Below are 13,169 nucleotides of genomic sequence, written 5' to 3'. Positions count from 1 at the left end.
ACAAGTAATCGGACTCATGCTGCGCGCCGGAAAAACCCACTGCCATTTAATTTCTCACAAAAAAATCCGGCGCATTGCCCTGCTGAATTCAACAAAATAAGTATCACGCTTTTTAGAGTATCTGAGATAAATAGACCATTATGCTTGCGCTAATCGTATCTACCTGACTGAACCTCTTTTCCTGCCATTTTCGATTATTGAATTGGCTAACATAAAGTAGGAACACCCGAGTATTTAAGTCTTGGCATCTCTGGTAACTCCTGAAGATAGAGTTGAACAACTTGATCATCTCCCAGCACGCCTGATTCTGGTTCGTTACTGAGCAAGGTCAGATGATAGAAACCATCATCAATATCGATCATCTGCTCACGAGGACACTCTGCATCCCAGTTCAATAAATCAAAAAGATCTCTGATGCACAAAGTACGATCACGCACTTCTACACCCAGCCTTAGCTTAAAGATGTGCCGCTCTAAAGTAGTTTGTTCCGGGTAACCTTTGAATATCTCAAGAAAGAAGCGACCAGGCGTCCCAGTGCTTACACCAACAATTCGACCTTCAGTCGCTTGTTTTTCAACTACGGCTGGATCAGAAAAAGTTGTTTCAAAATAGTCTTCACCATGCTGAATGAATTCTGTAGAGAACGGCGAATAAAATATAAACCCGAATCCTGCCACATCCAGACATATCTTTTTATTGCGTTTGCCAATATTTCCCTCTCTCTTTTTTGTTACCCAATATTGCCGCCACAATCCCAATTACCCTGACAGTCGCGGAATTCGACTATGATTTTTTACACTTCCGACAATCCACGCAAAGCCGATAACACAGCAGGCCAGGCATTACTTTGTGGATCAATCACAGCAAAATGCCCGGCGTCAGGCAGCAATACCAATTGCGTTTTGGGGAAAACCTTGCAATAAGCTTCAGGCACAACCGGTGGCACAACTTTATCGAGGCTGCCTTGTAGCACGGTCACTGGCACAGCGGGTGCGGGTAATTGCATGGGGTCGGCATCCGGGCGTTCAGCCGGATTCTTGCCTAGAAACTTCAACACTGCACCATCACCCAGTTTCAAATCATGGGCCATGCGCAGGTCAGCGGCAGGTGCCAGGGCAAGTACACCGGCGAGTGCGGGCGTGGCACATTTGATGGCGGCCCACAGCACGAGATGTCCACCGGCAGAATGCCCGGCCAATAGGATCTTGCCGTTGTGTCGCGCCACCTGGTGTGGCAGCATTTCTATCGCGCTGGCGATATCTTCGAGGCTGGCGTCGGGATTGCCGGGGATGCGGCGATATTCTGGTGTGACTACCGTCCAGCCTTCAGCGGCCAGTGCGCTGGACATGGCCTCGGTATGCTGCCTGTCATATTCTGGTTTCCAGAAACCGCCATGTATCAGCATGAGCAATGGACGTCGCGCACCGTCACTGCCATAACGTATGTCGGCTACCTGGTCGGCATGACTGCCATAGATCAGGTTGTGGTCAGGTGGAGTGCCTTTGCGGGTCAGGATGGAGAGATCTTCTGTCATAGTGGTTCCTGCAATGATTTACGTAGAACGGGAAATGTGTTGTGCGCTCATTGTACCTGCCACTGGCTGTCATTCTCTGTAGGAGCGGCTTCAGCCGCGAACAATGGACACTATCCGTCATTTGTTCGCGACTGAAGCCGCTCCTACGTGAATGCTACAAGCTATCTATTTTTTGCCCTGCGTCCCAACACAAACGCCAGCAAGATTCCCAGCACACAAATACCCAGAGCACCGAGGTTGCCGATGAGGATGTAAGGCGTCATGCCGGTATAGCCCTGCACATTTGCAGCCAGCACGGCGCGGGTATTCTCGGGCAATAACTGTTCTACCACGCCACCGGGCACGATAACTGCGGTGGCACCGGTGTTGGTTGCACGCAGCATGGGGCGGCCGGTTTCGAGTACGCGCATTTGGGATATCTGCAAATGCTGAGGGATGGCGAAGGAGTTGCCATACCAGGCCAGGTTGGATGCGTTCAGCAAGATGCTGGCAACCGGCTGGCCTGCAGCGTGCTGGGCTGACAGTTGCGCGGCAATTTCTTCACCGAACAAATCTTCATAGCAGATATTTGGCATGACCCACTGACCTGCGACTTTCATCGCGGGTTGTATCGGGCCGGAGGTGGAGAACTCGCCCATGGGGATGGACATCATGCTCACAAACCAGCGAAAGCCCAACGGGATGAATTCGCCAAAAGGTACGAGATGGTGTTTGTCGTAACGGTAGGGCTGGGCATACTGGCGCGACATGCCAAGTACGCTGTTTGAATATTTGTCGCCACCATCATGCACGCCAACGCCGAGGATGACGGTACTGGCACTGTCCTGGGCAAAGGTATTAAGGATGGGCAGATAGTCGGGCGGCAATTGCGAAGTCAGCATAGGCAAGGCTGTCTCTGGTGTGACGATAAGATCAGCCGGGGTTTGCGTAATCATGTCGTGGTACAGCGCCAGCGAGTCGTTCAGGTATTCCTGGCTGAACTTCATGTCTTGCGCGACATTGCCCTGTAACAGGCGCACCTGTATGGGCTGGCCTTGTGGCCTGGTCCAGCTGATTTGCTGCAGGCCAAAGCCAGCGGCAAATACCAGCACGATCAAGGCAGGCAGCGCTATTTTTTGCTGGCGTCCGCCAGTGCTTACCAGTAACAGGGCGAGCGCTCCGGCCAGCAGGGCATTGATCCAGCACAGGCCAAGCACGCCGATGACAGGCGCAAAACCAGCGAGCGGGCTATGAGTATGGGCATAGCCTGAGATAGTCCAGGGGAAGCCAGTCAGAAAGCAGATACGCAACCATTCAGCCACGGTGAACAAAGCAGGCAAGACCAGCAGGCCAGCGACGGTGGCAGAATTCTTCCAGCGTTGTTGCAGCCAGCGTGTGCCCCAGGCAGCCGCCGCCAGGTAAATGGACAGCGCCCCGGTCAAGAACATCAACGCCAGCAGAGACAAGACACCGGGCAAACCGCCAAACACCGTCATCGCATACACCAGCCAGCTGGTGCTGGCAGTCAGCCAGCCAAGGCCATAGGCCCAGGCCAGCCAGCCTGCGCGCTTGCGGCTGATGGCGGCATCGCCTTCACGCAAAACCTGACTGAACAAGAGTGCCAGGCTGAGTATCTGTACAGGCCAGAAATGGAAGGGAGCAAACGACAATACATTCAGCCCCCCTGCCACCAGGGCCAGCAGGAAGGATGAACGTACAGAAAGGGAAGACAATAAAGACCGCACAGCCTTAATCATCGGGCCGCACGGTGGGTCGCTGCTCTACCAGCAGCATCTGCACTTCACGCGCATCGGCACGCAAGACTTCAAAGTAGAGGTTGCCTATGGAGAATTCATCGCCCATATGCGGCAACTCGCCCATGTAATCAGCCACATAAGCGCCTATGGTCTCGGCATGGTCAGAACCTAGCGTCGTACCCAGGGTGTTATTGAACTGTTCAAGGTCAGTCAGACCCTTGATGCGCCAGCGCTTGCCATTACCCTTGCTTTCCAGCGCCAGGATATTGTCTTCCTCTTCCTCGAAATCGTATTCATCTTCGATATCGCCGACGATTTGTTCGAGCACGTCTTCAATAGTAATCAGGCCGGAGACACCGCCGTATTCATCGACCACCATGGCAATATGATTGCGGTTGGCACGAAAATCGCGCAGCAAAATGTTCAGGCGCTTGGATTCAGGGATATAGATGACAGGGCGCAGCATGTCACGCACGTCAAAGGCGTCTGAGGCGTAGTAGCGTAGCAAATCCTTGGCCAGCAGGATACCAACCACCTTGTCACGGTCACCATCGACAGCAGGAAAGCGGGAATGCGCTGTCTCCAGCACTTCTGGCATCCATTCTTCTATGGGGTTGGAAATGTCGATGACGTCCATTTGCGCGCGCGGCACCATGATATCGCGTGCGCACAAGTCGGATACCTGGAACACGCCTTCTATCATTGCCAATGCATCAGCGTCGATGAGGTTGCGTTCTTGCGCGTCGTGCAATACTTCAAGCAACTCTGCGCGGTTTTCAGGTTCAGGAGAAATCAGGGCGGTCAATCGTTCAAACAATGACCTGTGGGGTTTAAGGTCAGATGGTCTGACCTTACTAGAGTGCTCTTGCATAATAGGCGTAACGCCGTTGTTTCAATCCTACAGAATACAACAAATGGCGGCTGTTTCCCAAATTTTGACATGGGCAGTTACAAAAACTACAGCAAAACATGCGCAAGCGCAGACCAAAACCCATAAAAAACACCATTTGTCATCCCGCTGTCATATTAGCGGTATGGCTGTCCGCCACGTTTTACGTACACCTGGCGGCTGACCAACTGGTTGCCGTGGTACAAAAACATCAATTAATTCAATGACAATAAAAGATTAAAAAAACAATTGCCTTTGGTTTTTCGACAACTTATGCTGATGGCTGACAAAGCGCAGACCTAAGGCAGAAGTGCTAACGCCATCCGCGCCTGCAAAAAAACAGCCCATCCTGCAAACATTGGCACTAGCACTGGCGCTGGTAATTGCACTGACATTGAAATAACAGCAGTAATAGAAGCGGCAGAAGCAGTAGATGCAGCAACAGCAAATTACCAATGGAGAGCATCCATGTCAGCAATCATCCAGGCCATCTTTATCAATCCACCCATGGCAATTGCCCGCCTGGGTGGCAGTAGTACGCCGCAAGAGGCTTTCCAGTGGATACAAAATCCAGCACCGCGCGCCAATGCAGAAACGGTCATTACCCCAGACTGGTCACTGCGCATCTTGCCTGACAGTTCGGTCGAGCCGTATATGCCGACTGAAATCAGCCTGCGTGATGGAGAACTGATCAGGCCCGTTGCGCCCTTCTTTGAAATCTGGGCAAGAATGGGCGAACCCGGCTCGGCAGAAAGCAGCTGGGCAGATGCGCCGCTGACCCCAGCCCTGTTGAAGCGCTTCAAGATACCGCTTGCCAACTTGTCGCTGGAAGTGAATGCGCAAAACCACAAGGCGGCCCGGCGCGCCTCCAACCCGCTGTTACGCTTTGGCACCTATCCATCTGTAGTAGTAAAGGCAGACAATCATGCCAACATCCCTCTGCTGGCTGTCAGCCCGCCCGCAGCCGCCAACCCCATGATACCGGCGGGGCGCAATATCCCGCTTGGCAGCATACAGTTCTTGCTCAGCAAACCCCAGCCCAACATTGGCCCCAGCAATGGCCAACCCTGGCTGGCGGCAGTCAATGTAGAAATATTGCGCTTTCGCTTTACCCCGGCGCGGGGTCGCGTGTATGGCCCGCCAGATACCAGCCAGGATCACCAGCCACCCACGGGTGCTCCGGCACCACCGGTACTGGAACCGTTCAACTTCCTCAATCCTGATGCCGGCTGGCGCGGTACCACGGGTACGCAGGCATCTATCGTCAGCCCCTGGGACACCTATGATGGCGCAGATGATGGCAACGACAATGATGCCAATGATGAGCTGTCATTAGGTGTGATCGATGATACCTGCGAAGCCAGGGTCAAAGCCACTTTGCGCTTCCCTGGCGCGGCGGGGCGAACCATCAGCGCCACGGCCAATATCTTTGTCGCCCCACCTGACTTTGCCCCGGACCGCCGGCCTTTCCTGTCCATGGCAGATGAAATCAATGACCGCAGTGCCGACATCGCCCAGCGTAATGCCGCCATGAGCACAGCCGAGCGCGAGCGCTGGGTAGAAGACCTGTTCGAACGAGCCTATGAAACCCTGAGCCTGCTCAACATTGATTACTACCGCGAGCTACGGGCCATGCGCTTGCCCGCCGGTGCACGGCGTCCCCAGCCCATCCCCGGTGAAAGCATGCGCCTGCCACTCAGGGCATTTGGTGCCAGTGACCCTTTGCGTAATCCCGATTTTGCGTTATCCAATGGCAATACCGATGATCCCCTGCCACTGACCAGCCATGCACGCTCGCGCCACCGCTACCTGTCTGACTTGCAGGCCCTGCATGATTTTGTACAGTTGCACCCCACCCGGCTGAAACAACTGATACGCCAGAGTTTTCACCTGAGATCACCAGAAACGGCCAATGCCACCAGCATGCAAATGCCGCCACTGATGCGCAACTCCAATGCCCTGCCGCTGACGTTGAGTACCTGGCAATATGATCTGTTGATGAGCTGGGTAGATGACATTGTCCAGACCCCCGTTACCTCGCCGCTGGGTCGTTCTGCCATCGTCGCCAGGCGGGCGGATGAAAGGCTGGATGAAATCCTCGCTGGCATGGGCACTTCTGCGCCCGGTGGCCAGCCATGAGTCTGTTACCGCTCCCGTCTGCGGCGCAGGCTCCTGGCAGTTATCGCTTCCGGTCCAGCCTGGGTCAGCATTTGCTGGTGGTACAGCACAGCCAGATCTATGACCTGCCAGAACAGGTAGCTGATTTGGATGCCAATCTCGATCACGCCCTCAGCCAGATGCTGGAGCGCACTCTGGACAATGAAGTCAGCCTCGACGCACTGAGCCTGCCTACTGTACAAAGCCTGTCACTGAATGTCAGTTCCAGTTGCAACCTCGGTTGCAGCTATTGCTATGCCAGCCAGGGTGATTTTGAGGGCAAGCAAAGCAAGGGCATGGACTGGGAACAGGCACGCAACAGCATAGACCGCCTGCTGGCAGCCGCCAATCCACAAGCGCCGCTGACCCTGGGCTTCATAGGTGGCGAACCCTTTGTCAACCGCGCCCTGATACGTCAGTGCGTGCACTACAGTGCTGCGCAGGCACAACAGCGTCACCTGGACTTGCGCTATTCCGTCACCACCAATGGCACCTTGTTGCGGCCAGAAGACCACGAGCTATTGCGGCAACATCGCTTTGCAGTCACCGTCAGCATTGATGGCGGCAGCGTTGTCCAGAACCGCCAGCGCCCTATGCTCAACGGCAAGCGCGATTCATTTGCTGCCGTAATCGAACATTGCCAGCCTTTGCTCGACCAACCCGGCATGTGTAAACTCGCGGCTCGCGCAACGGCCCACAGCCTCTCGCTTGACCTGGCCCAGCAGTTTGATGCCATTGCTGCGCTAGGCTTTCAGGACATTGGTTTCTCACCCTTGCGCAGCGGATCGGCATTGGCATTGCAGGAGCACGACTGGCCAGTATATGAACAAGCGATGGTCAGCCTGACCAGCCGCGAATTGCAAGGTGCCTTGCAGGGGCAGCAGATACGCCTGAGTAATTTCGCCACAGCATTGAAGCAATTGCATGTGGGTGCCAGCAGCCCTTACCCATGCGGTGCAGGCGGTGGTTATTTTTCTGTTGCCAGCGATGGTGACTGGTATGCCTCCCACCGTGCGATTGGCAATCATGATTACAAGCTGGGTGACAGGCACACGCTGGACGCGCCCAAACGCCTGCAATTTTTACAGGACCGCCACGTCCATGCCCAGATCGATTGCCACACTTGCTGGGCACGTTACCTGTGTTCAGGCGGCTGCCACCAGGAAAAAGCCAGCCGCAGCCAGGCCTCTTGCGATTTCATCCGTCACTGGCTGACTTTCTGTTTGCAGTCGTATTGCGAACTCAGCCAGGCCAGGCCGGATTATTTTACCCATTGCCTGCCAACTTCGCGTGCCAGCACGCCAGCATCACCAGGAACATAAGGAATCTACAATGAGCCTTCCGGATATCATCAAACTGGTCCCCCGCAATGCTGCTGCCCTGCGCCGCGCGCAGACAGCTGCCAGCGCCATTACACCGGTTGCCGGCAATCCCGTCTCTACCCGGCTCGAGTCCGGCGTAGGCAATTGCTACCCGGGCCTGGAAGCTGATTTACGCAATCTCGAAAGACGTTTTTTCCCCTTCCTTGAAGTCGATATTGCCGACACAGAAATACGCATCGTAGCTGTCGATAGCACGGGAGTCGCGGCTGCCACGCTACCCGATGCAGTCGCGCAAAAATACCGCGACCTGGCCTTGGGCATCAGCCAGAATAAGCCCTGCATCATTAGCAGGATCAGCGGTAATTTTGGGCCGTTTGGCCATCATGACCTGAACATCGCCACGCTGAGCCCGCCACGCAATGCCAGCGAGAGCATTGCGCCCCCGGATGCCTGGACCGCAATACGTCTGCTGCCAGAAAATACGGCCATCAGCCTGACGATACGGTCAGGCACCCGCAACATCAGCCTGGAAGGCAGGCGCTCAGCCTACCTGAGTGGCACAGGCAGCCTGGCCGCCATGTTTGAACCCGGTGAACTCACGCAATCCCTGTGCAGCCCCTGGACCCATAATTTTCGCGATTGTGGCTGCTTTTACTGGGCCAGCAATCATCCCGACATTGCCCAGCCGCCGACCCCAGATGCCAGCGAGCCCGGTGTGCCCTGGCTGGCGCCAGTACCGTGGGAAAGGCTGGACCGCAGCATAGGCAGCACACCCCCCTCACCCGCCACTACAAATACCCCCGAAGAACTGGGCCATTATGCGATCAACCATCAGTGGCAAAGCCTGAACTTTGTGCTGGAAGGCCGCGAAACCATACGCCCCTACAAGCCCGGCAAGTTCACTGCCGTTCCACTGGCATCACGGGAAGAATTACAACTATACCTGCGCTATGCTGCCGGGCTGGAACTGGCCGCAATACAGGAATACCTGTCAGCGGCATATTCGCTGCGAAGCCCGGCCAGCCTGGCAGCAGGCAGCTTGCGCAACCGGGTCACAGCCAGCTTTGCGGAACTCATGCGCATCGCCTATGGAGAAATGCGCCACCTGCGGGCTGTCAATAATGTGCTGCAATCGCTGAACGGCCCGGCCTACACACCAGCCCTGCAAGTCGCCAAAACGATCCCTGATGCCGCTGGCAATCAGCGCCAGGTACGTGCGAGAATACTCGACCCGCAAGCCATTCTGGATTTCCTGGCGCTTGAGCAGGCCAACAGAGGTGCAGACGAATTATATGCACGCATCTATGCCACCCTGCGCCAGCCTGGCTTTGGCAGCGATGCAAACTGCCAAAGCATACGTTACATCATGGCCGAGGGGCAGGACCATTTTGAAACCTTTGAGAACATGCAGGTATGGCTGCAAGGTTTCCAGCCGCGCCATTATCTACACCAGAATTTGGTACAGGCACCGGCCAGCAACAGCAGCTACCAGGCACTGCAAAAAGCTTACCGCAATCTGCTGGAAAAACTGTATGCCGGTTACCAGGCAGGCATGCCGCAGGGCGCAGTGGATATCAACGCTGCGCGTGGCGACATGGTGGCCGCCAGTGGTTTTGGCAGTGCCGCCAGGGCGGTGATCAACGCGGGTTTCCTACTGTCTTTTGATACCATCAACGATGCCCGCTTTGCCCCTATTGCCCTGCCGCCCGGCTTATGAAGCGTTACCGCATTGCCGTGCTGGGCAATGGCCCGGTGGGCATACTTGCTGCCTTGCACGCAGCAAGGCAAGGGCATGGCCCGGTATTGCTGCTGGCGGCAGACCCACCCGCCAGTATTGATGCTGAAGGTGGCGGCTACCGCATTGAGGCTGTCCCTGTCAGCATGCTGGCATTGCTGCTGGAATATGGCATCCATCCCCACCTGATCGGAGCCGGGCAGACGCATGCTGTCAGGCAGATACAGTGGGATAGCCAGAGCTGCATGTCGGTGCCCACACCCAGGACCGTACACATCCACCGCCCGGCGCTGGAGCAAGCCCTGTGGCAAAAGTTATTACAAGAGCCTCGTATCCACCTGCATCTGGGCGAGCAAAGCCTGCAATTGCATGATGTCGGTGTCGATAGTATCAATGGCGACAATCCTAACAACTGGCACGCCGACCTGTTGATTGATGCGAGTGGCCGCGCCGCCAGGACCGCCAGCAGCATAGACAAATCACAGCAACCCTGGGTAGCCCGCCTGTACACACTGGCTAACAACACACGGCACCCAAACCCCGTCCGATCTCATTTCCAGCCTCACTTCAAGCTGGCAGCGCTGCCCGAGGGTTATGTGTATAGCCTGGCTACCCCCGAGGTACAGAATGTGGTTTTTGTCGGGCGCGGCAAGGCAGTCAAAGGCAGCGCAAAAGAATTGCAGAAACTCTTGCAGGACACACAGGCTGAGTGGGTACTGCAAGGCTTGCCTCAGTTGACAGAGTTTCATAGCGGCATGGCCCGCCCTGTGTCGCTGCAATGGGCGGCGTCTGCCCGCAGCGTGCTGATCGGTGATGCGGCGTTGGCGCGTGACATCCTGTCATCCCAGGGTTTGTCCTGCGGCTTGTCAGAAGCACTGTGTGTAGCAGACCTGGGCACGCCACAGGCCAGGGCAAATTTTCAGCAAAGGCAAAAACAACAACGGCAACTGCATGCCACGGCATTGCTGATCCAGATCAGGAGCTGCCTGTATGGCATGGAGGCTGCCTGGCAAGACTATGCGCAATTTATTATGCGGGCACGCACATAAACCGCCAAGACTGTCAGTTTCAACACTGTTTAAATAGCCGGGGATCAACTAGTATCAGGGCATGGAAAACAATCTCTACAACATTGATAACATCAACAAAAAGGAGTCACCGTGTACCTCATCGCCAACATACTGACCGGCATCGTCGCCGCCCTGCATATCTACTTCCTGGTGCTGGAAATGTTCCTGTGGGATAAGCCCATGGGTTTGCGTACGTTCAAGAACACGCCCGAGAAGGCAGAGATCACCAAGGTGCTAGCCGCCAACCAGGGTTTATACAATGGCTTTCTGGCCGCTGGCCTGGTCTGGGGTTTGCTAATGGGCGGCCATGAAGGTTTTCATGTGAAGATTTTCTTCCTGACCTGCGTCATCGTGGCCGGTGCCTATGGTGCATATTCTGTCAGCCGCCGCATCCTCTACATACAGGCAGCACCAGCCTTGCTGGCTTTAGTGCTGTTGCACTTCTAAATCAGGTTTGCAGCACATCGACGATCTCTTCCGAGTCATGGAAGCGGGTATAGTGGATGTGCTGGACATTGTCTGAATCGCGGTTGTTTTCAAACACATCGACATAGCGATGGTTCCAGTGTATTTGGCTGCAAGGGTAATAGTGACGCGCCCTTTGCGGCTGGTTGGTGGTGTCATCGACCCCTTCTATGCTCAGTATCAGCGAAGCCCTGCACGCATGCAGGGCTTCTGCATCCATCCCAAACAAGGGGCTGCTTTCATCAATGACATGGATGACCGTCCAGCCCAGAATGAAGATGGGGTGCTGCTCACGCTCCAGCTTCATGTCGGTGATCTTGCGAAAACTGCCCATATTGGCCGTGCTTTCATCCCGCATCAGGCGTAGTTTGGCGGTCGCCTCGCTGATGATATTCATGCGCGCATTAGCCAGACGTATCAGCAAGACCCGTTTGCCATCCATGATGTGACTGACAGGATGATGGGCAAAAATAATGCTGGAACGCGGGCGCGAAAAACGCGCAAACATGACGCCGGTAATCAAGGCCACACTGGCCATGCCGATAAAAATCTCCAGCGTGGCGATGCTGTGCCCGTAGATAGTCTGCGGGTGCATGTCGCCATAACCCACAGTCGCCAGCGTTTCCACACTAAAGAAAAACGCCCCCAGAAAACTGTTAGGATGCAGATTGCCTATGGGGTTATCTCCCAGCATGAACAACGAGGCAAAGCACAGGTTCAATACCAGGAACACCACACCCACACCAGCAAAAAACACCGGCCAGCTTGAGGTCATTGCATAGTAATAAATATCTTGCCAGAACTGCGTGCGCAAACCATAGGCAACGACAGAACGGCCACCCATGCTGATACTGCGGCCATGCGGTTTTTGTGAAGTCATGTTGGGGGCTTTCTGGTAATTGCAGAACCGGAAGAGGTTCAGGAAGGATATTTTTTTGTGAAGCTGACATTGTCGTTGAAATTCGGCGGCATGGCGACGAATTATTGTTACGCGACGAACGCTGCTGGTACGCCAGTGGCATTTGCTGATCACTGAAGGAGTAATGCAATAAATTAGCGAAAATTTTTCAACCTGCCAGGTACAGACTTATTGCTTAGGACTTACGCAAAACCGCCCCAAAAGCTTACAGCTTACCGTGCTTCCCGATTCCTCATACCCGCGCAAAAGATCCCGAACAGGTGCTAATGCATGAATGACAATGTTAGAATGTGAGTACTGAAGAGCTCAGCACCTGCACTACGATAAAAATTGACGTTGGCAGCACATCGTTATGCATATGAAGAGTTAAATTTCCCACTTTAAAATTAATGCGGCACATCATGTTGAACAAAACGCTCCCTTTCTTTTTTGCCCTGCTACTCGCCTTCAATGAAGCCTCGGCAGCAGATACCACCAAAATTGATGAGCTTAGCTTCCAGTCAAGTTTGGCATCTGGAGCGAAGCAATACGTAAAAGCAAAGGAACTCGCCCAGCGGGCATTAACGCTGGCTGAACACGATCCGGATTTCCCGCAGCTAAGGCTTGCTCATATTCTCTCGCAGTTGGCGATGGCGCATCAACATTTGAACCAGTGGGCTGGGGCACAAAAATACGCCCGCCGAGTCATCGATATTGCCATGGTATCGCCCTCAGCTGATGTGAAATTCAAGGCGTTTAGCCTGACGCAGCTTGCAGAAATTTTGACCTTGGCAGGCGACCCTGCGCAAGCAGAAACATCAGCAGCACAGGCGGTCGAATTAGTCGAGCGTGAATTTGGCGTTGACACACCGGAACTTATTGGGCCGCTCGGAGAATGGGGCGCAGCTTTACTCGCACAAAACAAGACGGAGCAGGCATCGCAAGTGTTGGAGCGCGCTATCAAAATAAGCCGATCTGCATCCAATACGATAGGCACTGATTACCAGAACCTGTTCACCTACTGCGCCCTTCTCTACCGCAAGACCGGCCAGAAGGAAAAGGCAGTTGAAATGGAAAATAAGGCAAGGTCGACTGTTACGACAATTACCGTCAAAACTAATGTTCGTCGCGAAGTGGCCAAGCCTGCAGACGCAATCAATGAGTCTAAACGTTAAACGTAATGAGTTGCTGCATAGCTGGGGTGGCTCTCATATTCTAACATCCTGCGGTGGGATTGGTTGAGGGGGCGATGATTTTGGTGCAAGGGATACTCTAAAAACTATCATACCCGCGCAGGCGGGTATCCATACCTTATCGGCCTTACCCGTTTTACTGCCTGCGTGGTTGATCAACGATGGATTCC

The 13,169-nt window shown here is 54.5% G+C and carries 11 protein-coding genes; 6 read left to right on the top strand and 5 right to left on the bottom strand.

Features of this window, described 5'->3' with window-relative positions:
• Positions 1-206: 206 nt before the first annotated feature.
• The 4 genes from ACO0LG_RS17420 to ACO0LG_RS17405 all read right to left on the bottom strand — a co-directional run bounded on the left by ACO0LG_RS17420 (position 207) and on the right by ACO0LG_RS17405 (position 4,141).
• A complete protein-coding gene (locus tag ACO0LG_RS17420; RefSeq protein ID WP_423028588.1) occupies positions 207-752 on the bottom strand; it encodes a hypothetical protein in 546 nt (181 codons plus the stop codon).
• A gap of 41 nt (positions 753-793) precedes the next feature.
• Positions 794-1,534 carry an alpha/beta hydrolase gene (locus ACO0LG_RS17415; RefSeq protein ID WP_423028586.1) on the bottom strand — a complete coding sequence of 247 codons (741 nt, stop codon included), beginning with the start codon at positions 1,532-1,534 and terminating at the stop codon, positions 794-796.
• 161 nt (positions 1,535-1,695) lie between these two features.
• Positions 1,696-3,246: an apolipoprotein N-acyltransferase gene (gene lnt, locus ACO0LG_RS17410; RefSeq protein ID WP_423028584.1), complete on the bottom strand. Its 1,551-nt coding sequence runs from the start codon at positions 3,244-3,246 to the stop codon at positions 1,696-1,698.
• 16 nt (positions 3,247-3,262) lie between these two features.
• Entirely contained in the window at positions 3,263-4,141 is an 879-nt protein-coding gene (locus ACO0LG_RS17405) for an HlyC/CorC family transporter (protein ID WP_423028582.1), read from the bottom strand.
• A 486-nt stretch (positions 4,142-4,627) separates the two neighbouring features.
• Here ACO0LG_RS17405 and ACO0LG_RS17400 point away from each other — a divergent pair, with 486 nt between their 5' ends.
• The 5 genes from ACO0LG_RS17400 to ACO0LG_RS17380 all read left to right on the top strand — a co-directional run bounded on the left by ACO0LG_RS17400 (position 4,628) and on the right by ACO0LG_RS17380 (position 10,890).
• Positions 4,628-6,298: a hypothetical protein gene (locus ACO0LG_RS17400; RefSeq protein ID WP_423028580.1), complete on the top strand. Its 1,671-nt coding sequence runs from the start codon at positions 4,628-4,630 to the stop codon at positions 6,296-6,298.
• Positions 6,295-7,638 (top strand): radical SAM protein, encoded by a 1,344-nt coding sequence (locus tag ACO0LG_RS17395; protein WP_423028578.1) that lies wholly within the window; start codon positions 6,295-6,297, stop codon positions 7,636-7,638. Before ACO0LG_RS17400 ends, ACO0LG_RS17395 begins: the two co-directional genes overlap by 4 nt.
• A 10-nt stretch (positions 7,639-7,648) precedes the next feature.
• A complete protein-coding gene (locus tag ACO0LG_RS17390) occupies positions 7,649-9,355 on the top strand; it encodes a ferritin-like domain-containing protein (RefSeq protein WP_423028576.1) in 1,707 nt (568 codons plus the stop codon).
• Positions 9,352-10,422 (top strand): NAD(P)/FAD-dependent oxidoreductase, encoded by a 1,071-nt coding sequence (locus tag ACO0LG_RS17385; RefSeq protein ID WP_423028574.1) that lies wholly within the window; start codon positions 9,352-9,354, stop codon positions 10,420-10,422. The genes ACO0LG_RS17390 and ACO0LG_RS17385 overlap by 4 nt, the downstream gene beginning before the upstream one ends.
• A 111-nt stretch (positions 10,423-10,533) precedes the next feature.
• The gene (locus tag ACO0LG_RS17380) at positions 10,534-10,890 is read left to right on the top strand and encodes a DUF1304 domain-containing protein (RefSeq protein ID WP_422953991.1); all 357 of its coding nucleotides are present in this window, start codon (positions 10,534-10,536) and stop codon (positions 10,888-10,890) included.
• A 1-nt stretch (position 10,891) separates the two neighbouring features.
• On the opposite strand, the gene ACO0LG_RS17375 is transcribed toward ACO0LG_RS17380, so the two are convergent.
• A complete protein-coding gene (locus ACO0LG_RS17375; RefSeq protein WP_423028572.1) occupies positions 10,892-11,788 on the bottom strand; it encodes an ion channel in 897 nt (298 codons plus the stop codon).
• 440 nt (positions 11,789-12,228) lie between these two features.
• On the opposite strand from ACO0LG_RS17375, the gene ACO0LG_RS17370 reads away from it, so the two are divergent.
• Positions 12,229-12,981: a tetratricopeptide repeat protein gene (locus tag ACO0LG_RS17370; RefSeq protein WP_423028570.1), complete on the top strand. Its 753-nt coding sequence runs from the start codon at positions 12,229-12,231 to the stop codon at positions 12,979-12,981.
• Positions 12,982-13,169 lie beyond the last annotated feature (188 nt).

Source organism: Undibacterium sp. Ji42W (genome assembly GCF_049340405.1).
Taxonomy (GTDB): domain Bacteria; phylum Pseudomonadota; class Gammaproteobacteria; order Burkholderiales; family Burkholderiaceae_D; genus Undibacterium.
The sequence above is the reverse complement of the archived record's forward strand: the minus strand, read 5'-3'. Positions and strand labels throughout refer to the sequence as shown.

Excerpts from the sequence above, each read along its gene's own strand:
- ACO0LG_RS17385 (WP_423028574.1), top strand. The coding sequence starts at position 9,352 with ATGAAGCGTTACCGCATTGCCGTGCTGGGCAATGGCCCGGTGGGCATA.
- ACO0LG_RS17400 (WP_423028580.1), top strand. The coding sequence starts at position 4,628 with ATGTCAGCAATCATCCAGGCCATCTTTATCAATCCACCCATGGCAATT.
- ACO0LG_RS17375 (WP_423028572.1), bottom strand. The coding sequence starts at position 11,788 with ATGACTTCACAAAAACCGCATGGCCGCAGTATCAGCATGGGTGGCCGT.
- ACO0LG_RS17415 (WP_423028586.1), bottom strand. The coding sequence starts at position 1,534 with ATGACAGAAGATCTCTCCATCCTGACCCGCAAAGGCACTCCACCTGAC.
- ACO0LG_RS17395 (WP_423028578.1), top strand. The coding sequence starts at position 6,295 with ATGAGTCTGTTACCGCTCCCGTCTGCGGCGCAGGCTCCTGGCAGTTAT.
- ACO0LG_RS17370 (WP_423028570.1), top strand. The coding sequence starts at position 12,229 with ATGTTGAACAAAACGCTCCCTTTCTTTTTTGCCCTGCTACTCGCCTTC.
- ACO0LG_RS17405 (WP_423028582.1), bottom strand. The coding sequence starts at position 4,141 with ATGCAAGAGCACTCTAGTAAGGTCAGACCATCTGACCTTAAACCCCAC.
- ACO0LG_RS17390 (WP_423028576.1), top strand. The coding sequence starts at position 7,649 with ATGAGCCTTCCGGATATCATCAAACTGGTCCCCCGCAATGCTGCTGCC.